Source organism: Thermosynechococcus sp., assembly GCF_046299655.1.
Classification (GTDB): Bacteria; Cyanobacteriota; Cyanobacteriia; order Thermosynechococcales; family Thermosynechococcaceae; genus Thermosynechococcus.
The window spans coordinates 83,881-103,346 of the sequence record NZ_JBKBHZ010000004.1 but is presented as its reverse complement, the minus strand read 5'-3'; the positions used below and the strand labels follow the sequence as shown (position 1 = coordinate 103,346).

19 protein-coding genes and 1 tRNA gene are annotated in these 19,466 nt (G+C 54.9%); 6 read left to right on the top strand and 14 right to left on the bottom strand.

Translation table 11 applies throughout. The features are described 5' to 3' along the window. Window positions 1–3: 3 nt before the first annotated feature. Both ACK4HN_RS04305 and ACK4HN_RS04300 read right to left on the bottom strand, forming a co-directional pair. Window positions 4–210, bottom strand: coding sequence for a DUF2839 domain-containing protein (locus tag ACK4HN_RS04305; protein ID WP_181494553.1), 207 nt, complete (start codon window positions 208–210; stop codon window positions 4–6). 60 nt (window positions 211–270) lie between these two features. Continuing rightward, a complete protein-coding gene (locus tag ACK4HN_RS04300) occupies window positions 271–492 on the bottom strand; it encodes an adenylyl-sulfate kinase (protein ID WP_409868317.1) in 222 nt (73 codons plus the stop codon). 238 nt (window positions 493–730) lie between these two features. Between ACK4HN_RS04300 and ACK4HN_RS04295 the strand changes: the two genes are divergently transcribed. Beyond that, window positions 731–1,318: a CpsD/CapB family tyrosine-protein kinase gene (locus ACK4HN_RS04295; protein WP_409868369.1), complete on the top strand. Its 588-nt coding sequence runs from the start codon at window positions 731–733 to the stop codon at window positions 1,316–1,318. Here the strand turns inward: ACK4HN_RS04295 and leuS are convergent. From leuS to ACK4HN_RS04280, 3 genes are all read right to left on the bottom strand, one after another. Next, a complete protein-coding gene (gene leuS / locus ACK4HN_RS04290) occupies window positions 1,315–3,882 on the bottom strand; it encodes a leucine--tRNA ligase (RefSeq protein ID WP_409868316.1) in 2,568 nt (855 codons plus the stop codon). The two genes, ACK4HN_RS04295 and leuS, sit on opposite strands and share 4 nt — an antisense overlap. A gap of 84 nt (window positions 3,883–3,966) precedes the next feature. Further along, complete coding sequence (locus ACK4HN_RS04285; protein WP_409868315.1) at window positions 3,967–4,665, bottom strand: response regulator transcription factor; 699 nt, start codon at window positions 4,663–4,665, stop codon at window positions 3,967–3,969. A gap of 51 nt (window positions 4,666–4,716) precedes the next feature. Beyond that, window positions 4,717–5,322, bottom strand: coding sequence for a hypothetical protein (locus ACK4HN_RS04280; RefSeq protein WP_409868314.1), 606 nt, complete (start codon window positions 5,320–5,322; stop codon window positions 4,717–4,719). 194 nt (window positions 5,323–5,516) lie between these two features. Between ACK4HN_RS04280 and ACK4HN_RS04275 the strand changes: the two genes are divergently transcribed. Next, window positions 5,517–5,590, top strand: a tRNA-Met gene (locus ACK4HN_RS04275). A gap of 1 nt (window position 5,591) precedes the next feature. Here ACK4HN_RS04275 and ACK4HN_RS04270 read toward each other — a convergent pair. The 3 genes from ACK4HN_RS04270 to alaS are packed head-to-tail and all read right to left on the bottom strand — an operon-like array spanning window position 5,592 to window position 12,032. Beyond that, window positions 5,592–8,084 (bottom strand): O-antigen ligase family protein, encoded by a 2,493-nt coding sequence (locus ACK4HN_RS04270; RefSeq protein WP_409868313.1) that lies wholly within the window; start codon window positions 8,082–8,084, stop codon window positions 5,592–5,594. 3 nt (window positions 8,085–8,087) lie between these two features. Beyond that, window positions 8,088–9,323 (bottom strand): LL-diaminopimelate aminotransferase, encoded by a 1,236-nt coding sequence (locus ACK4HN_RS04265; protein WP_409868312.1) that lies wholly within the window; start codon window positions 9,321–9,323, stop codon window positions 8,088–8,090. Window positions 9,324–9,356: 33 nt separating this feature from the next. Next, window positions 9,357–12,032, bottom strand: coding sequence for an alanine--tRNA ligase (gene alaS, locus ACK4HN_RS04260; protein WP_409868311.1), 2,676 nt, complete (start codon window positions 12,030–12,032; stop codon window positions 9,357–9,359). A gap of 94 nt (window positions 12,033–12,126) precedes the next feature. Here alaS and ACK4HN_RS04255 point away from each other — a divergent pair, with 94 nt between their 5' ends. Then, on the top strand, window positions 12,127–12,252 hold the full coding sequence (locus ACK4HN_RS04255; protein ID WP_409868310.1) for a hypothetical protein: 126 nt from the start codon (window positions 12,127–12,129) through the stop codon (window positions 12,250–12,252). A gap of 18 nt (window positions 12,253–12,270) precedes the next feature. Here the strand turns inward: ACK4HN_RS04255 and ACK4HN_RS04250 are convergent, their stop codons facing one another. Continuing rightward, the gene (locus ACK4HN_RS04250; RefSeq protein WP_409849562.1) at window positions 12,271–13,392 is read right to left on the bottom strand and encodes an aldo/keto reductase; all 1,122 of its coding nucleotides are present in this window, start codon (window positions 13,390–13,392) and stop codon (window positions 12,271–12,273) included. Between the two features lies 1 nt (window position 13,393). Then, a complete protein-coding gene (locus tag ACK4HN_RS04245; protein ID WP_409868309.1) occupies window positions 13,394–13,909 on the bottom strand; it encodes a bifunctional nuclease family protein in 516 nt (171 codons plus the stop codon). 125 nt (window positions 13,910–14,034) lie between these two features. Between ACK4HN_RS04245 and wecB the strand changes: the two genes are divergently transcribed. Both wecB and ACK4HN_RS04235 read left to right on the top strand, forming a co-directional pair. After that, window positions 14,035–15,174: a non-hydrolyzing UDP-N-acetylglucosamine 2-epimerase gene (wecB, locus tag ACK4HN_RS04240; protein WP_409868308.1), complete on the top strand. Its 1,140-nt coding sequence runs from the start codon at window positions 14,035–14,037 to the stop codon at window positions 15,172–15,174. Window positions 15,175–15,179: 5 nt separating this feature from the next. Then, window positions 15,180–15,830, top strand: coding sequence for a diacylglycerol/polyprenol kinase family protein (locus ACK4HN_RS04235; protein WP_409868307.1), 651 nt, complete (start codon window positions 15,180–15,182; stop codon window positions 15,828–15,830). Here ACK4HN_RS04235 and ACK4HN_RS04230 read toward each other — a convergent pair. Then, the gene (locus ACK4HN_RS04230; RefSeq protein WP_409868306.1) at window positions 15,817–16,461 is read right to left on the bottom strand and encodes an alpha/beta hydrolase; all 645 of its coding nucleotides are present in this window, start codon (window positions 16,459–16,461) and stop codon (window positions 15,817–15,819) included. The two genes, ACK4HN_RS04235 and ACK4HN_RS04230, sit on opposite strands and share 14 nt — an antisense overlap. A 1-nt stretch (window position 16,462) precedes the next feature. Next, window positions 16,463–17,419 (bottom strand): LysR substrate-binding domain-containing protein, encoded by a 957-nt coding sequence (locus ACK4HN_RS04225; RefSeq protein ID WP_409868305.1) that lies wholly within the window; start codon window positions 17,417–17,419, stop codon window positions 16,463–16,465. 95 nt (window positions 17,420–17,514) lie between these two features. On the opposite strand from ACK4HN_RS04225, the gene ACK4HN_RS04220 reads away from it, so the two are divergent. Next, a complete protein-coding gene (locus ACK4HN_RS04220; RefSeq protein WP_409868304.1) occupies window positions 17,515–18,261 on the top strand; it encodes a pentapeptide repeat-containing protein in 747 nt (248 codons plus the stop codon). 8 nt (window positions 18,262–18,269) lie between these two features. Here the strand turns inward: ACK4HN_RS04220 and ispF are convergent, their stop codons facing one another. Together ispF and apcB are read right to left on the bottom strand one after the other, a co-directional pair. Continuing rightward, window positions 18,270–18,752, bottom strand: a complete 483-nt coding sequence (ispF, locus tag ACK4HN_RS04215; RefSeq protein ID WP_409868303.1) for a 2-C-methyl-D-erythritol 2,4-cyclodiphosphate synthase — start codon at window positions 18,750–18,752, stop codon at window positions 18,270–18,272. A 60-nt stretch (window positions 18,753–18,812) separates the two neighbouring features. Beyond that, entirely contained in the window at window positions 18,813–19,322 is a 510-nt protein-coding gene (apcB, locus tag ACK4HN_RS04210; protein WP_409849576.1) for an allophycocyanin subunit beta, read from the bottom strand. Window positions 19,323–19,466: the final 144 nt, after the last annotated feature.

Sequence of the window (19,466 nt, the reverse complement as noted above, 5' to 3'; positions counted from 1 at the left end):
GTCCTAATTTGCTGCCAATTGCCACCATCCCAGACTTGGGCCAATAAAGCGAACCGTGAGCCAAATGAGCACCAGTAGGCCAATGCCCACCCAAGTGCCCCGCGTCACCCACTTCTGAATCAGCAGCAGTTGCTCCTTCTTGAGCCAGCTCCCCTTTTCTTGACCGTAGGCATCACCGAGGGTTTCTTTGCGTCGTTTTGCCTCACCCATACTCGCTGCTCGAACGGTTACAGTCCCTATCCTAGACGCTTTTAGGGGGCGATCGACCCCCTAGGACTCAACGATTGAGCACATCACACCAAACTCCGCCAGCTTGTGCGACACCTTAGCCGCACTCTCCTCAATCGTCTCCAAATCCGTATCACTATCCAGAAGTTCAGGAACATGGCCCGCCGCCTGAAGCTGCTTCTGAACATAGGGAGCCAGCGTTGTCTTGCCAGCCCCAGAGAGACCAGTAAACCAGAGAGTTAAGCCTTGGGAGTGGTGTACCATTTTCTTTTTATGGAATATGACTGGTCTTGCATTACCAATGCTGGTTTCAATTTTCGTAATACCAATTCTGATCCAACAAATTGGTGCTGATAAGTTTGGATGATTAAGTATTATTTGGATGGGTGTAGGATATTTTACGCTGTTTGATTTTGGTATTAGCAGGGCATTAAAATTTATCAATATCAAAATTATTAGATAAAGATAGTCATGAAGATGACAGCAACGACAGGGAGGTCTAATTGCGATTACATCGGCAGAGCTAGGCGCAGGACGAACCACGATCGCCCTTTATTTGGCACTAGCAGCAGCTTCTCTGGGACAGCGGGTGCTTCTAGTCGATGCCAGTCTGCGGGAACCGGGACTGCATACTGCCTTGGGAATTGCCAATACATCGGGGGTGGGAGAACTACTGGCGGGAACTACGCCCCATCCTTACTGGCAAGGACTCCTACAGCAGCATTCAGAGCGTTTGTGGGTATTGACGGCAGGGCAAGGCAGTGGTCGCTTGAGTTCGGAAGTGGGTGTCGCACTGCTCCAGGAGATGAAAGCAGCCTTTGACTGGGTGATTCTGGATACGCCGCCGCAGTTGACTGATTCGGAGACCCATCGCCTGTTAACCGTTGTTGATGGTGCTCTCTTGGCCTTGCGGCTCAACCACACGGAGCGGGAAGCCTTCACGAATGTCTGCAAGGACTATAGTCTCAGTTTTCCCAACAAGCTTCTGGGGATTGTAGTCAATGGGGCACCCCCACCCAAAACCACTGCAAAGCGGGAGCAAGAATCGGATATTCCTGCCGATGGACTGCGGCAACCAGTGAGTGTTTAGGGGGCTAAGACAAAGTTCACTAACTTGCCGGGAACAACAATCACTTTTTTGATGGTTTTACCCGCTAGGTAGCGTTGGCCCAGATCTGACTGTTTTGCCGCTTCCTCCAGTTCAGCTTGGCTAGCACCGGCAGGGACTTGAATGGTGCCACGGGTCTTCCCCATAACCTGAATCACCACTGTCATTTCCTCGGCAATCAGTGCCGTAGGATCAACCTTGGGCCAAGGTTGGCGGTGGATGGAGTCTGTTCCCCCCAGTTGGTGCCAGAGTTCTTCGCTGAGGTGGGGAGCAAAGGGGGCTAGCAGAGTCAGCAGAGTTTGAATGCCCTCGCCATAGACCCCTGAGGTGTAGCAGTCGGCGCCGCCAAGGGCATTGGCAAGCTTCATGAGTTCGGCGACAGCGGTGTTGAGTTGATAGTCCCCTTCAAGATCGTCGCTAATTTCTTTGATAGCGGTATGAACAGCACGGCGGAGGTCTTTTTCCGCTTTTGTCAGGGTCGTAGGCAGGGGTTGACCCAGTTGACCGCCGTTGGCTTTGAAGGTTTGCACCAGTCGCCAAACACGGTTGAGGAAGCGGAATTGGCCTTCAACATCGGCATCGTCCCATTCTAGGTCTTTTTCGGGCGGCGCCTTGAAGAGGATAAACATGCGTGCGGTATCGGCACCGTACTTCTCAATCACCTCACTGGGGGCAACGCCGTTGTACTTGGACTTGGACATTTTTTCATAGACCACCTCTAGGGGTTCGCCAGTTTCGGGGTCAGTGGGTTGGCTGAGGTCGGCAATTTGAGAGGGCGTCACATACTTACCCGTGCGGGGGTTTTTGTAGGTGCGTCCCTGCACCATGCCTTGGGTGAGGAGACGTTGAAAGGGTTCACTCACCTGCACTAGCCCGCGATCGCGCAACACTTTAGTGAAAAAGCGCGAGTAGAGCAAATGCAGAATGGCATGCTCAATCCCCCCCACGTACTGATCCACCGGTAACCAGTCCTTGATGGCTGCGGGGTCAAAGGGGGCTTCACTATTGCGAGCATCGGCATAGCGGAAGTAGTACCAAGAGGAGTCAATAAAAGTGTCCATCGTATCCGTTTCCCGCTGGGCAGGGGCACCGCACTTAGGACAAGGAACATTGCGCCACGCCTCCAGTTTGGCCAGCGGCGAAGGCCCGCGACCGGTAAACTCCACTTCCTCTGGGAGCAGCACGGGCAATTCTGAGCGCGGCACAGGTACGGCTCCACACTGCGGACAGTGAATGATGGGAATGGGGACACCCCAATAGCGCTGGCGGGAAATGAGCCAATCCCGCAGCCGATATTGCACTTGCTCCCGTCCCCAGCCTTGGGTGGCCGCGTACTCGGTAATCGCTGCTTTAGCTGCGGCGGAGTCCATGCCATCAAATGGACCACTGTTGATTAATCTTCCCGGCTCGGTATAGGCAGCCTTAAGGCGGGTACTGGCTTTGCCGTCTGGGGGGATGATCACTTGGCGAATGGGGAGCTTGTGGGCTTTGGCAAACTGAAAATCCCGCTCATCGTGGGCAGGTACGCCCATTACAGCACCGGTACCGTATTCGTAGAGGACATAATCGGCAATCCAGATGGGGATTTCTTCACCAGTAAAGGGGTTCAGGGCTTTGCCACCGGTGGCTACACCGCGCTTGGGGCGATCGCCGGCGGTGCGTTCCAGTTCACTTTCCTGTTGCACACTGGCAATAAAGGCCTCAACCGTTTTGCGGCGGCGGCTAGTGGTCACCTTGAGGGTGAGGGGATGTTCGGGTGCTAGCACCACGTAGGTCACCCCATAGACGGTATCGGGACGGGTGGTAAAAACGGCAATTTTTTCATCACTCCCCACAATTGGGAATTCCAAATAGGCGCCACTGGACTTGCCGATCCAGTTGGCCTGCATCAATTTCACCCGCTCTGGCCAGCCCGTCAGCTGTTCTAAATCATTCAACAGTTCCTCGGCGTAGGCAGTAATTTTCAGGAACCATTGCTTGAGCAATCGCCGCTCCACCAAGGCACCCGATCGCCACGATCGCCCTTCGCTATCCACCTGCTCATTGGCCAGAACCGTCTGATCTACGGGATCCCAGTTGACTGCCGCTTCCTTCTGGTAGGCCAAGCCTGCCTCAAAAAACTCCAAAAATAGCCATTGCGTCCAGCGGTAGTAGTCGGGGTGACAGGTGGTCACTTCCCGTTCCCAGTCGTAGGAAAGGCCAAGGCGTTGCAGTTCTTGGCGCATTTGGGCAATGTTTTGCTGTGTCCAGACGCGAGGATGAATCCCCCGTTCAATGGCAGCATTTTCCGCCGGTAGGCCAAAGGCATCCCAGCCCATCGGGTGGAGAACGCGATAGCCCTGCATCCGCCGACAGCGGGCAATGACATCGGTAATCGTATAGTTGCGGACATGCCCCATGTGCAGATTCCCAGAGGGGTAGGGAAACATCGAGAGGGCGTAGAACTTGGGCTTTTGCGGATCGGTGTCGGTGCGATCAAGCTGCCGGGCAGCCCATTCCTGTTGCCACTTGGCCTCAATCACTTGGGGGTCGTAGCGATCGTCCACAACAGTTTTCCCAAAAGCACAACTTGTCTATTGTATCTGCATTGTATCTGGCACCCTGCCCCTCAAGATGTTGCAACAGGAGTCTTAGCCATCAGGGGCAGCAACGGGGCGTAGCCGATAGCCTTGACCATAGACTGTTTGAATCAGGGAGGGTTCATCCGCATGCTCAATTTTGCGGCGTAGGAGCCGAATTTGGGCTGCCAATAGGTTGCGATTGACATTGGGCTGATCTGGCCACAGATGGCTGGCAATGAATTCATGGCTGAGGAGTTCCGTTGGGTGCTTAAGGAACAGCGCCAAAAGTGCCGTTTCCTTTTCCGAGAGACCGATGCACTGTTGCCCCCGGTAGAGCAGACGACCTTCGACATCTAAACGCAAATCCTGCCAGCAGAGAAGCGGGGTTGTACATCCTGTGGGATGCCGCCGTCGCAGGAGCGCTCGTACCCGTGCTAATAGTTCCCGCAGTTCAAAGGGCTTAACCAAGTAATCATCAGCACCGGCATCCAGACCACATACCCGGTCATCCACTGTATCCCGAGCAGTGAGAAAAAGAACGGGAGTCTCATCACCGGCTTGGCGCAGTCGTTGACAGAGTTCTAGCCCCGTGGGCGGTGGCACCATCCAATCCAAAATCAGGAGGTGGTAGGGGCGCTGCGTTTGCCAGTAGGTTTGAGCCGTTTCACCATCGTAGGCCACGTCAACGTGATAGCCCTCTTGGCGCAGGATGTGACCCAAGGGATCGGCTAGCTCCGTTTCATCCTCTAGCAGCAGAATGTGCTCCACAACTGCAGTAATGGCCGATGGACACCAAAATTTTAGCGAAATCCTCTTGAGTTAGGCCGCTGCTTGTAGCAACTGAGCCGGCACAGGAATCCCCGCTGCGATCGCCTCGGCTGGCAGTGCGGGTACAAGGCGATAGCAGTAGAGAATAAACTGCTCTAACCATGTTTGTAGCAGGTCTTGCTGCTCCTCGTTGAGGTAGCGATCGCGAGAGGGCATTTGCTCGCTATAGAATATCTCAACCTGAATGGTGCGCAGCCAAGGATGAGTCGGGCGGGTAATCAACCAGTAGTTACGCACAAGGGCGCGATCAAGGTGATTTTGGACGATCTGACTGGCCTTTCTAAACCATGGCAGATAGTTTTGCAGCGTCTGTACCACTGGTGGCGTAAACAAGGGGCGTACTGCGAATGTCACGCCAAGCAGGTTAAGGATTTCACCCTCTAGTGCCAAGAGGTAAGCGAAGTTAAGAGGGAGAGACGCTTTAGCCCGGCAATAGGCAACCACCAAGGTTTCTAGGGTGGCACCGGTTGCTTCTGGAAGTGCCTCAATCAAGAGAAGAAGCTGATTTTCAGTTCGCAGGGGATTGTCAGAGAGCGGTGAGGCTTGACGCTGATAAATTTCCCTGAGGACATTTAGGAGGAGAGGAGGTAGGAGCATTGCTGAGGAAGTGAATTTAGGCAACCCCGACGAATTTTAATAATTTCTTTATATTTGTTTTTCGCAAAAATGCAAGTAAACTCTGCTACAGTTCACCTAAAAAAAACTGAACATTTTGATAACGCTTTATAAAGCCTTTGGCGATCGCTTGCCAATTCTCTAGCCCATACGCTATGTTAGATAAGCTAGAGCAACGCGGGGTAGAGCAGTCTGGTAGCTCGTCGGGCTCATAACCCGAAGGTCCATGGTTCAAATCCATGCCCCGCCATTCATTTTTTTGGCGGTAGAGCAAGACTCCTAAAAAGTTGTTGGCGGTCTTCTAGAAGCGCTTTTTCCAGCTCTGGAAGGAAGACCCGTGACGGCCAGAGGTCTGGGAGCAGCGTTGTCAAGGGCAAATTGCGCAGCTCGCGGTAAAAGTCCACCGGTACCGAGCCAAAGGCATGGCGCATATTCAAGTTAAAGCCGACCCGCTCAAATTGAATCGCTGTAGCCGGTGCTTGGGAACGCAGCCACGCCAGTGGGGGTGTCGTTGGTGAAATGTCCTTACTCGAACGGAGTATTGCTGTGAGTTGCTCTCCCTGCCAAAGACGGGCCCACAATTCTGCTCGTTTCGCTGGCTGACGCCACCCGTCAAGAAATTGTTGCAGTGACTGGGGTAGGGAATCGGTGCCTGCTGTGGGGTTTTGTAAAGCCAAAAGGGCGGGTTGGAGAGTTTGCGGTAGGCGCGGCGCTGCGGTTGACCAGTCCCCCTGCCACCAAGCCAGAAGGCCATGCACTTGGCGGGCGTAACTAGCTGCTGCACGATGGGGGGCAAGGGTTTGCTCTAGGGCAGCATAGCGCTGTTTGGCCTGCTCTAGAACTTTTGGGTAGTGGGGCGCTAGGAGGGGCGATCGCCAAAAAGGACTGGTGCTCACGTGGGGAAAAGTGAGGATTTCCAAAGTGAGGGCATCCACTGCCTGGGACTCTTTCCCTTGGACAAGAAGGCTCAAGCCAAGACCCAAAAAGTTGCCCGGCTGCCTGCCATCGAGTTCAATCGCTTGAGCAAAGTGGGAAGCCGCGAGGGACCAGCGTCGCTGCTGCCAATACAGCCAGCCTAGGCACGTGTGGACAAATTCAAGAGCAGGGGCGCGCTTGGCAGCTTTTTCAAGTTCGGCAACCGCCGTCTGGAACAGATTGGCTTGAGCTGACGGATTGGCCGTTTGGAAGCCGCGGTGGCCATAGTTCCAGCCCAACTGTAGGGGGTAAAAAGGTTCCCAAGGCACTAGTTCTTGGGCGCGAAAGAGGAACTCCGTAAAGCGTTGCCATTGCACAGGCCGCATGGCCAATGCCCAGAATCCTTCGCTGCTGAGGGCACGGGCGCGGTGAATGGGGGCAAGCCAAACGCCCATTGCAATAAGGCCTACCAAGCCTAGGGCAACTAAGGGCAAAGTGTAGCGCGGCAACAGACGCCCTTGCGGGGCTTGGCCTTGGCCCGTGCGCAGCAGGGCAGCTAGAAGGGCAACTTCTGTGGCCAATAGCCCAGCAATCCCCACATTGTCCACTTGAAAATCACTCAAGCTAAATAGCCCATAGGCCCAGAGCGCCCCCAGCAGGGTGAAGGCCAATTGTTGATCTTCCGTGGCCAGAGGAACCAGCCAACGGCGATACCGCAGGGTCCAGTAACCCAGAAGGCCAATGGCCAAAAGCCAAGCGCCAATGCCCCAAACCCCCAGTTCTGCCCACAGTTGCCCCGGTGTGCTGTGGAGTTGATAGATCCATGCCGCCTCCTCCCCTGCCCAGTCGGGACGGTAAGCTTGGTAAAGAAGTGGCACACTCCCCAAGCCTTGGCCAGTCCAAGGATGTGCTTTACCCATTTCCCAAGCAGTGAGGTGGGTGATCCAGCGATAGGCCATTTCCCCGGCCGCTTCCCCTCGCCATAGACTCAGTACCGTCTGGCGCAATCGTGCATTGGCAATGGCCAAGACAGCAGCACTTCCCAATGCGAGGGCAATCCACGGCCAAGAGCGCCGCCAACGGCTGCCCTTCAACCCCAGCCAAGCCAAGGGAATTGCCGTAATCAGGACACTCAAGGCCGCGCCGCGGGAAAAGGTGGTGTACAAATCCACGAGTCCCAAGAGCAAGAGTCCAAGCCAAAAGGGGCGCGATCGCCACCAAGAAGCCTGAGGAGGCGCGGTCCAAGTCAATAGCGCCAGCAGGGGCAATCCCAAAAGCAGATAGCCAGCAAGGTAGTTTTGATGGCCAAACGGCTCCCCATTGCGAAACTCTAGCCCATTTGGATCAAAGACCAATGTGCCCTGCCACAGTGATGGCAGAATTTGTCTCCCCAGCCAAAGGCCAGCACTGAGCACAATGAGGGCGGCGACCACATACCCTTGAAAGTAGAGGCAGCGGCGGCGACGTTCGGGGGTGCGCAACCAACTGCTGAGGGGATAGAGGACAGCCAACTCTCCCAAGGCTGCCCAACTGTACCAGAGAGCTTGCTGTGGAAAGCGGCTAAAGGGAATCGAAACCACCAATCCCACCAATAGCAAACCGACCACGCCATCAGCCCCATTGCCGAGGGGGGGTAAGCGGCGTTGATAGGCAAAAAAGTAAAGCAACCAGAGCAACGGCGCACCGACAGCAGCTTGCCACAGCAGAATCCACGGCCAAGTGGTCATGAGGCTATGGCTGTTGGGCAACAAGGTAAATAGAACATACCCCGCTGCTGTCAGCAGGGCTAAAAGAACACCCTCTTGCCGAATGGCTCGCTCTGCTGCCATTGCCTATCCCCGCCAGACCTGCTCAATGCGAGCCATAGCCTCAAGGACATTTTCGCGACTATTAAAGGCTGAAAGGCGCAAGTAACCCTCACCGGCTGCCCCAAAACCGGCACCGGGAGTACCCACAACATAGCAGGTGTGCAGCAATTTATCGAAAAAGTCCCAACTGCCCATGCCTTGGGGGGTTTTTAGCCAAACGTAGGGGGCATTGACCCCACCATAAACTTCAAAGCCTGCTTGGGTGAGTTTTTCGCGAATGAGACGGGCATTTTCCATATAGAAGGCCACCAGCTCCCGTACTTGGGCTTGACCCGCTTCAGAGTAAACCGCCTCAGCACCCCGCTGCACAATGTAGGAAACGCCATTAAACTTGGTGGATTGCCGCCGCTGCCACAGCGACCAGAGTTCTACCGCTTCACCGCTGGGGGTTTGTCCCTTGAGACCCTTGGGCACTACGGTAAAGGCACAGCGGGTTCCCGTAAATCCGGCATTTTTCGAGAAGGAGCGAAATTCAATGGCGCACTCGCGGGCACCGGGAATTTCATAGATGGAGTGGGGAATAGCGGGATCGGTAATAAAGGCTTCGTAGGCGGCATCAAAGAAAATAATCGCGTTGTGGGCACGGGCATAGTCCACCCACGCCTGTAAATGCTCCCGTGTGGCCACGGCACCGGTGGGGTTGTTGGGGAAGCAGAGGTAGATTAAATCCACAGGTTCACTGGGCAGGGTGGGAGTAAAGTGGTTTTCAGTGGTAATTGGCAAATAAACCAGTCCTGCGTACTCGCCGCGTTCATTGGCTTCGCCCGTGTGCCCTGCCATCACATTAGTATCCACATAGACGGGATAGACGGGGTCTATCACAGCAATGCGGTTGCCGTCGCCAAAAATGTCGAGGATATTGCCCGTGTCGCACTTAGAGCCATCGGAGATAAAAATTTCACTGGCATCAATGTCGCAGCCTCGGGCTTGGAAGTCGTGAGCGGCAATTTTTTCCCGCAGCCAAGGATACCCCTGCTCAGGGCCATAGCCTTTGAAGGTGGCGCGATCGCCCATTTCTTCGACGGCTTGAATCATCGCTTGGCGACAGGCTGCTGGCAGCGGTTCAGTGACATCCCCAATGCCGAGACGAATCAGGGGGACATCGGGATGGCTCTGCAAGAATTGATTGACACGGCGGGCAATTTCTGGAAAGAGATACCCTGCCTTGAGTTTGAGGTAGTTTGCGTTAACAAAAGCCATAGTGCTGCTGAGTGAGAACAGAAGGTCAATATATCAGGATTCAAGGATCCCTTTGAGGCGAGAGTGCGCCAATTCCAACGCCGCGGGCAATTTTTCAGGTTGAGATCCCCCCGCTTGGGCAAAGTTGGGACGCCCGCCACCGCGCCCACCACAGACTTGGGCGAGTTCTGCCACCAGTTGACCGGCATGAACCCCCCGCTGCACAACGTCTTGACTGGCGGCAACTAAAAGGTTCACCTTATCAGCAGCAGGCTGAGTGGCCAACACCACAGCACCACTACCCAATTTATTCAGGAGCCATTCGGCAGCCGTTTTTAGTCCTTGGGGATCCACGCCTGCTAGGGAGGCAATGAGAAGATGGGTATTGCTGACGGCTTCCGCCTGCTCCAAGAGGGCTTGGGTTTTGGCAAGGGCCAATTCGGCTTTGAGGTGTTCTAGTTCCTTTTGCTGGGCTTTGAGATCCGCTTGGAGTTGGCTAACGCGATCGAGAACCTCTTCTGGTTTCGCTTTGAAGCGATCGCACAGCTCGCGGACAATGCTATCACGCTGTTGCAAATAGTCCCGCACCGCCGGTCCAGCAATGGCTTCAATGCGGCGAATGCCAGCGGCCACCCCACTCTCACTAATGATCTTAAAGAGGCCAATTTCAGCGGTGTTGTGGACATGGGTGCCACCACAGAGTTCCATAGAAACGCCCGGAATGTCGAGAACGCGCACCTGCTCACCGTATTTTTCGCCAAACATGGCGATCGCCCCCTTGGCCTTGGCTTCATTGAGCGCCATGATACTGGTGTGGGTGGGGTGGCTTTCACTAATCCACGTATTGATTTGATCTTCAATCTGTTGCAGCTCCTCACGAGTGAGGGCACGGGGGCAGTTAAAGTCAAACCGCAGCCGATCAAAGGCCACTAGCGACCCTGCTTGGGAAATGTTCTCGTCAATGAGCCTTTTCAAGGCGGCCTGCAAGAGGTGCGTTGCCGTGTGGTGTGCTTGTACTCGGCGCCGACAACTGAGATCAATCTGGGCGCTGACGCGATCGCCGACACTAAGGCTGCCCCGCTCCACTTTGCCATAGTGAACAAACAATTCTTTTTGCTTTTGCACATCGTGGATTTGCACGAGGGCATCACTGGTGGCCAAGTACCCGCGATCGCCAATTTGGCCGCCGGATTCAGCATAGAAGGGGGTTTCCTCAAGGATGACCTGCACCTCTGTCCCCGCCGTTGCCGTTGTCACTGGATGACCCGCCACTAAAATCGCTGTCACTATCGTGGTCAAACTAAACTCGTCGTAGCCGCGAAATTGCGTCGGATGCAGTTGATCCGCTAGGGAGTCAATCCCCTCTTGCACCGTAATATCAATGGTTTCATGGGCTGCTTGGGAGCGTTGCCGCTGCTCGGCCATACAGGCTTCAAACTCAGCCACATCCACACCAATGCCTTGCTCGGCGGCAATCTCTTGGGTCAACTCCAAGGGGAAGCCATAGGTATCAAAAAGAACAAAGGCATCGCGTCCCGCCAATTGCGGTTTACTGCGTTTTTTACCCTTAGCTGTCTTCAGGGGAGCCAGCATTTCCGCCAAGAGCTTCTCACCCCGATCCAAGGTCTTGAGAAATTGCTCCTCCTCCCGCTGGAGTTCGCTGAGAATCACTGCCTGCCGCTCGCGCACATTGGGATAGACGTTGGCAGCTAGATCAATCGCCACTTGAGCCAAGGCAGGGGTCACCAGTTCATTCATCCCCAACAGGCGACTATGGCGGACAATGCGCCGAATCAATCGCCGCAGCACATAGCCACGTCCCGCATTACTGGCGGTGACGCCATCGGCAATGAGATGCACCACTGCACGGGTGTGATCGCCAATCACCTTGAGGGAGGTTTTGGTGCTGGCATTGGCTTTGCGGTACTGAATCCCGGCTCGCTGCGCTGCCGCCTCAATAATCGGGAAAATTAAATCCGTTTCGTAGTTGTTGGGCACCCCTTGGAGAACCTGTGCCATCCGCTCTAGCCCCATGCCTGTATCAATGTTTTTTGCCTTAAGGGGAGTGCGGCGCCCTTGGTCGTCCTGGTTCAACTCCATGAACACCAAGTTGTAGAGTTCGATGAAGCGGCGATCGTCCTCAAGGTCAACAGTATCAAGCCCCTCTTCAGGATGGAAGTCGTAGTAAATCTCAGAACAGGGGCCACAGGGACCCGTTGGCCCAGCCGTCCAAAAGTTGCTCTCCTCCCCCATGCGCTGGATGCGCTCCTTGGGCAAGCCCACTTGGCGATGCCAAATCTCGTAGGCCTCATCGTCATTTTCAAAGACGCTCACCAAGAGCCGGTCGGGGGGCAAACCATAAACCGTGGTCATCAGCTCCCAAGCCCAAGCAATGGCCTCCGCCTTGAAGTAGTCGCCAAAGCTGAAGTTACCCAACATTTCAAAGAAGGTGTGGTGGCGAGCGGTGCGGCCTACATTTTCGATGTCATTGGTGCGCAGACATTTCTGGGCAGTAGTGGCGCGGGGCACTTTGGGGGCTTCTTGACCGAGGAAAATCGGTTTGAAGGGGAGCATGCCGGCGATCGTCAGCAGCACCGTCGGATCCTCTGGAATCAGCGAGGCACTGGGCAAAATCGTGTGCCCCTTGGCGGCATAGAAGTCAAGGAATTTTTGGCGAATTTGATCACCTGTGAGGGCAGTTGTTGCCGACGCAGAAGGGGACGAAGTCATTGGAACAAAGTCTCAACGGAGCGCAACAAACAGCAAAATACTATTCCATCATAAACCTCGCAAGGGTACTGCCACTATAGGGTAGCTTAGTGGTGTGGGTAATTGCAGTTTTGTCCTTGAGACTCAGACTATAATTGACAGCATGATTCTCACCTACGAATTGACCCTTGAGGTGAAAACCAATCAAACAACCACCAACGAGAAATTCAATACCCTATAGGAAGTTTTTTATTTTCCATCAAATATTCTGCCAAAGGCGCGATCGCGAGGTGCCGTGCAACTGTTCATGGGTTTCACGCAATAGCCGGGGAATCTCCAAACCACTGGGACAGCGGGGCAGACAATCGCCACATTCAGTACAACGGTTCGCGGGCTGACCGGGAAACCAATGCCCGGCGCGGCCAAACATGCCATAGCGATACTTGCCAAACTCCCTCATGTCGTAGGCGACGGCCAAGTTGTGCAGCCGCAACACTTCGGGGATATGAATCTCCTCAGGGCAGGGCAGACAGGCATAACATTGTTGACACAAATCTCTGCCTAGGGTTTCCTGCATCACCGCTTGTAGGCGATCGCCCACCGCTTGCTCTTCAGCGCTCAGGGGTGCCACCTGATCGGCCACGGCTAGGGGAAAGGCCAACTCGGCAACGGTGGCAGGCCCAATACTCAGCGTGGTGATGGCAGGCTGACTCAGTAACCAGCGATAGCTCCAATGGAGAGGGTGAAAAGGCGCACAGAGGTCTTGGAGCCGTTGGGAAGGCTGGTAGAGTTGTCCCCCCTTATCGGCCGGAGAGATGATGAAAATGCCCATATCCCGCTCGGCAGCGGCAGCGATCGCTGGCGCATTGCGTTGCTGAAAGTAGGTGTAATGTAGATTAACAAAGTCGAATTGATTGCTGGCGATCGCCTGCAGAATCACCGGCAGCGATCCATGGCTGGAGAAGCCCAGAGCACCAATCACCCCTTCCGCCTGCAACTGGCGTAGCATGGCCATGCCCTCACTATTGAGCCATGCGAGATGATCGGGGGTGTTGAGTCCATGCAGGGCGACACCGTCTAACCGTGAGACTTGGAGACGCTCAAGGGATTGGCTAATCTGCCGCTGTATCTGATCCGCATCCCCCTGGGGCAATAGCTTGGTGGTAATAAAAACAGGGGGATGTCCTAGGGCTTCGAGGGCACGACCAATGTAGGTTTCGCTGGCGCCATAGGCAGCGGCGGTCTCAATATGGTTAATCCCCTGGGCGATCGCCCCCTCAATGACCGCCTGCATCACCTCAGGACTGCCCAAGGCGCGCATCGTGCCGAGGGAAAACACCGAGAGGTTTAGACCCGTGCGACCAAAGCGGCGATAGCGCATCCTAGCCGGCGGAGGAATCCTCTTCCATTCCCCGTCCCTGCTGAATAAAATCTTCGGGGCGAATGGAATCTAAAAAGCGGCGAAAGGCTTGGCGCTCTTCCTCATCAGCTTCGCGATCAACGGGAATCGAAGCATCGGCCACCACCGCTTCCATCACCCAAATCGGGCAATCACAGCGCAGAGCAAGGGCAATGGCATCACTGGGACGAGCATCAATCTCTTTGCGAGTTTCTCCTTGGCGCAGCGTCAGCACCGCATAGTAGGTGTTGTCTTCAAGGGAGTGGATCACCACCCGCTCTAGGGTCATATTCCATTCATTGAGAATATTCGCCATGAGATCATGGGTCATGGGTCGCGGTGCCCGTTGATTTTCCAAGGCCATTAAAATTGCCCGCGCCTCATTATCGCCAATCCAGATGGGCAGTGCTCGCCGTCCAGCACCGTCTTTAAGCAACACAATTGGCGTGCGACGGTTAGTGGCATCAAGGGCAATTCCAGCAACGGTCATTTCAATCATGGCCACCTCAGCGAGCGCAATGGCGGTGCATTCCCTTCTATTATTAACATACAGTTCTTTTCACAGGGGTGACACACTCCCTTCTGGTTACACTAAAAGTGATTACTCCAAGCATCTAGACAGCTATGGTTGCTTCCCCCATCCCGATCTGCATTACATTGGGTACGCGCCCGGAGGCAATCAAGTTGGCACCGGTCATTCAAGCTTTCCAGCGATCGCCCCTTTTTGAACCCTACATTGTCCTCACGGGGCAGCACCGCGAAATGGTGGATCAGGTAATGGCACTGTTTGAATTGCGGGCGGATCGGGACTTAGGAATTATGCAGCCGCAGCAAACCCTCACCGAAATTACCTGTCGCGCTCTCCAAGGACTTGAGCAACTCTATCAAGAACTCCTGCCCCGTCTGGTGTTAGTCCAAGGGGATACGACCACTGCCTTTGCCGCTACCCTTGCCGCCTTTTATCAGCAAATTCCCGTCGGTCATGTGGAAGCGGGCTTGCGCACCGACGATCTCTATAATCCCTATCCAGAAGAAGCCAACCGCCGCCTGATTTCCCAATTGGCGCAGTTCCATTTTGCCCCTACGGAACAAGCGGTCAAGAATCTTCAAGCCGCCGGCGTTACGGGCAGCATTCACTTAACGGGCAATACCGTCATTGATGCCCTCCTACAGGTGGCCGATCGCCAGCCGGTGTGCCCTGTTCTTGGCCTTGACTGGCAGAAGTATCGGGTACTCCTTGCCACCGTGCACCGCCGTGAAAACTGGGGTGCCCCCCTTGAGGACATTGCCAAGGGCTTCTTAAAAATTTTGAACACCCTGCCCGACACTGCCTTGCTTTTGCCCCTGCATCGCAATCCCACTGTGCGTGACCCCCTCAAGGCCTATTTGGGGCATCATCCTCGCGTTTTTCTGACAGAACCACTGGACTATCCTGCCCTTGTGGCAGCGATTAAGGGATCAACGCTCTTGCTGACAGATTCCGGTGGCCTCCAGGAGGAAGCGCCTAGCCTGGGTAAGCCAGTACTGGTGTTGCGGGAAACCACCGAACGACCAGAAGCGGTCACTGCTGGCACCGCCAAACTGGTGGGCACCTTTGCGGATACAATTGCAGCGGCAGCCATTGAGTTACTCACAGATGCAGCGGCGTACAAGCGCATGGCAACGGCGATCAATCCCTTTGGCGATGGTCATGCCAGCGATCGCATCCTTGAGATTGTGACGCAGTTTTTTGCCCAGGACTTATCCCCCCTGAGGAAGGAATGACAAGAATGACCATGTTCTGGGCAGGCATCTTGATTACAAGTTGGCTGGGCTTGGTGCTGTTAACCGCAGAACTGGTTCACGCTTGGTTTCCCAATGTCAAGGAATGGTCGCGGAAAGTGGTGCACATTGGTGCAGGTCAAGTAGTCCTCATTGCCTATGCCCTAGGGGTACCCACCAGTTGGGGAATTGTGGCCGCCGCGATCGCTGGTGTGATTACCCTTGTGTCCCATTGGGTGCCGATTTTTGCCAGTATTAGTGCCGTGGGGCGCCACAGTTGGGGCACGTTTTTTTATGCGGTGAGTATTGGCACATTAATGGCACTCTTTTGGGACACACTGCCGGAACTGGCAGTTCTGGGAATTTTAGTCATGGCTTGGGGAGATGGCTTGGCTGCCCTTGTGGGGATTCACTGGGGACGCCATCGCTTGCTGGGAACGAGTAAAAGTTGGGAAGGAACCCTGACCATGTTCTGTGTGAGTACCTTGGTGGCGGCTCTATCCCTTACCCCCATTGCCGCGTTAGAGTGGTTCTGGATTGCCCCCCTGATTGGTCTGGGGGCGACCCTCTTGGAACTGATTGCTTGGCGAGGGATTGATAATCTCACAGTGCCGATCGGTAGCGCTTTGCTTGCCTATGGGTTACTCAATTTGAGTTGATGTTAGGAAGGGTCTTCTCAATAAACTGGCGGGCGATCGCGATGGCTTCCCCATTAATTTCATGGGCCATGGGTAGGGCATGAAACGTTCCCTTCACCCCCGCTGCCTGCAGGGCTTGCCAACTGGCTTGGGCACTGGCAAAGGGTACCACCGGATCCGCTGTGCCATGGATCATCAACACGGGTGGTGAGGTGGCTGCGACCACTGGCGGACGAACCAAATAGCCACTAAAGACCACTAGGCCCGCCAAGGGCAACGCTAACCCCACAGCCAAGGTCAGTGCGCCACCCTGGGAGAAGCCTCCTAAAATCGTACGGCTGAGATCAATGGGCAAGCTGCCAATCCAGTCCCGCAGTGCAGCTTCGCTAGTGGCCAGATCCGTAGCCCGCTCATCGAGGAGTAATGAACCACTGAGGGCATGGTGTTGATTGAGGTCATACCACATCCGCCCTTGGGCAACGTAGGGATGGGGAAAGGGGGCTTCCGCGGCATAGGTTTGGGCTTGGGGCGCCAGTAATGGCCCAAGGGAAATTAAATCTGCGGCATTGGCTCCCCAGCCATGGAGCAGTAAAAGACTGTGCGCTGCCGCGATCGGCGGATCGGGAAGGGTGAGAAATTGCAGCTTGACCATCCTAGACCGGGTTGAGTTCCTTGGCAGGAGCCGCCCCACCGGGATAGGCGAGGCTGGCTTCAATCATCTGCCGCCCCTCGGTGGACACATAGTCAAAGAAGGCCTGAGCCACCACCGACAGCTGCTTGCCCGCAGGATAAACCAGATGCCAGTGCCGCTGAATTGGGAAGTGCTCGACATCAAGAATCGTCAATTGGCTGGACTCACGGTCAAGGGCTAAGCAGTGATGGGAAAGTACAGAAATCCCCAAACCGCCCGCGATCGCCTGCTTAATGGACTCGTTACTCCCCAGTTCAAGGCGGATATTGATGGGCACATGGTGCTCTGCAAAGAGCTTCTCCACCGCTTGGCGGGTGCCTGACCCCTGCTCCCGCATGATAAAGGGTTCTCCGGCCAGTTCTTGGATCGGGATTTTACTGCGGCCACTGAGGCGATGGTGACTGGGGGCAACCACCACCAAGGGGTTATCCAAAAAGCGGTGGCACTCCACATCTACATTGTCTGGCGGATAACTGGGAATATAAAGATCATCCATATTGCCTCGGATGCGCTCCACCACCTGCTCGTGGTTAGTGACTGTAAGCGCCACATCAATCCCCGGATAGCGCTGGCAAAACGGCCCCAGCAGTCGGGGAATTACGTATTTAGCTGTGGTAATGACACACAGCCGCAAGTGTCCCTGCTTCAGACCCTTGAGGTTGGCAATGGCCATTTCAAACCGCTCCAGCCGCTCAAAAATGTCTTGGCAGGTGGCCAACAGTTCCTTGCCAGCTTCCGTGAGGTAGAGTCGCTTGCCCACTTGCTCAAAGAGAGGCATGCCCACCACACGGGTCAACTGCTTCATTTGAATTGAGACGGTGGGCTGCGTCAGAAAGAGTTCCTCAGCAGCACGTGTAAAACTTCCATGGCGAGCAGTGACCTCAAAAACCTTAAGCTGATGTAGGGTTGCCTGTTTCAAACCCATTCTCCTTTCGTCAGCGATAGGGCTACATAGATTTAATTCTATCAAATTTTGCGCCACGATAACGAAATGTGAAGAATCTCAAGGCAAGAATGATGATCAAAGGGCACTTAAATCAGCTATTGAGCGATCGCCTGCGAGGAGGAAAACACCGCTGGAACGAGTGGCGGCGAACTTATCCTCAGCTTACTGTAGATTTCAGTGATATGAATTTGACAGGCATGGATCTGCGGGGCTATGACCTGCGGGGGTGTAACCTGAGCCGGGCCTGTCTGCGGGAGGTGAACCTTGCCCATGGGGATTTGCGCTTTGCCAACCTCTATGAGGCAGATTTAACAGCAGCTAACCTCAATGATGCCGATTGCCGGGGGGCGTTGTTTTTGAAAACGGTGGGCGATCGCGCCACTGCCCAGCGGGCCAATTTTCAACTCGCCAACCTCCAGTACGCGCGGTTTACCTATGCGGATTTCTCTTGGGCGACCCTTGAGCAGGCGGATTGTCGCCACAGCAATTGGTCTGAAGCGGATTTGAGCCATGCCCGCGCTATGGCGAGTGACTTTTCCTTTGCTCTGCTGATGGGAGCGAGTCTAAATGAGACCACGCTGCGTTTTGCGCAACTGGTGCAGGCCTCCCTTGAGGGGGTGCAAGCCTATCGCTGCAACTTCTATGGGGCCAACCTCGCCCATGCGGGGCTGACGCGGGGTTACTTTGCCCGTGCCCTTTTTGTGCGCGCTAACCTGCAGGGGGCAACCTGTTGCTGGGCCAACTTTCGCCATGCCAACTTAGAGGCAAGCCGGTGTGAGCAAACGAATTTTCACCATAGCCTCTATGTCAGATAAGACCGAGCCTAGGCTGCTGAGTGCAGGAGTGCCACCGCATAGGCAGCTATCCCCTCTTCGCGCCCCACAGGCCCCAGTTTTTCATTGGTGGTGGCTTTAATACTAATCTGCTCACGGTCAATGCCAAGAGTCGTTGCCAAGCGATCGCGCATCTGATCGAGGTAGGGTTTGAGTTTGGGACGCTCTGCCACCACCACCGCATCAATATTGCCCACCTGCCAGCCGCGTTCTGCAATCAATGCCGCCACCTTTGCCAGCAGAACCTGACTATCTGCCCCTGCCCAGTGCGGATCATCGGGGGGAAAGTAATGGCCAATATCCCCCAGGCTGAGGGCTCCCAAGAGGGCGTCCATGATTGCATGGGTTAGGACATCGGCATCACTATGTCCTAAGAGTCCTAGGGAATGTTCTAGTTTGACACCGCCTAAAATGAGAGGCCGTCCGGCCACCAATTGGTGGATGTCGTAACCATTGCCAATGCGGATTTTCATGGCTGCTGCATAAAATAACGAAGGGGCGATCGCCCGCACCCTCCATTCTTGCAGAGTCTGCTAGATATTGACTTCGCTCAGTTGGCGGCACATATAGTCAAAGGGCTGCTCAACAATGCTGGTGTCTGCAATGCCAGCAGCAGCCACGCGATCGCGCACAATCTCCTTCATGATTTGAATGCCCCGCACCGTAGGTCCAATGGGCACCCCAAGGGAGTTGTAGGTTTCCCGCAACCCTTCAAGGACACGCTCATTGAGAATATCCACATCTCCAGCCACAATGGCGTAGCTGGCATAGCGCAGGTAGTAGTCCATATCCCGCAAGCAGGTGGCATAGCGGCGGGTGGTATAGGCGTTGCCGCCGGGTTGAATCAGTTCCGGCTGCTCTGTGAAGAGGGCCGAAGCGGCTTCCTTAACGATGGCTGCGGCATCACCATTGATTACTGCCGCCGCTTTAACCCGTGCCGCACCGGAGTTAAAGTAGGAGCGCAAGCGCTCAACAGCATCGCGATCGAGGTAGCGACCGGTGGAGTCATAGTTTTTAATCAGTGTGGTGACGGCATCACGCATAGGTTTTTCTTACTCCATAGAACTGGTAAAACTAGCGTCAACCCGAACGCCAGCCGAAATTGCGCGGATATAAAGTCGTACTTAGCTTATCACGGCAGGGTTTCTCCCCCTTCGCTTCCCTTTACGGACTGTTGCGAACTATTA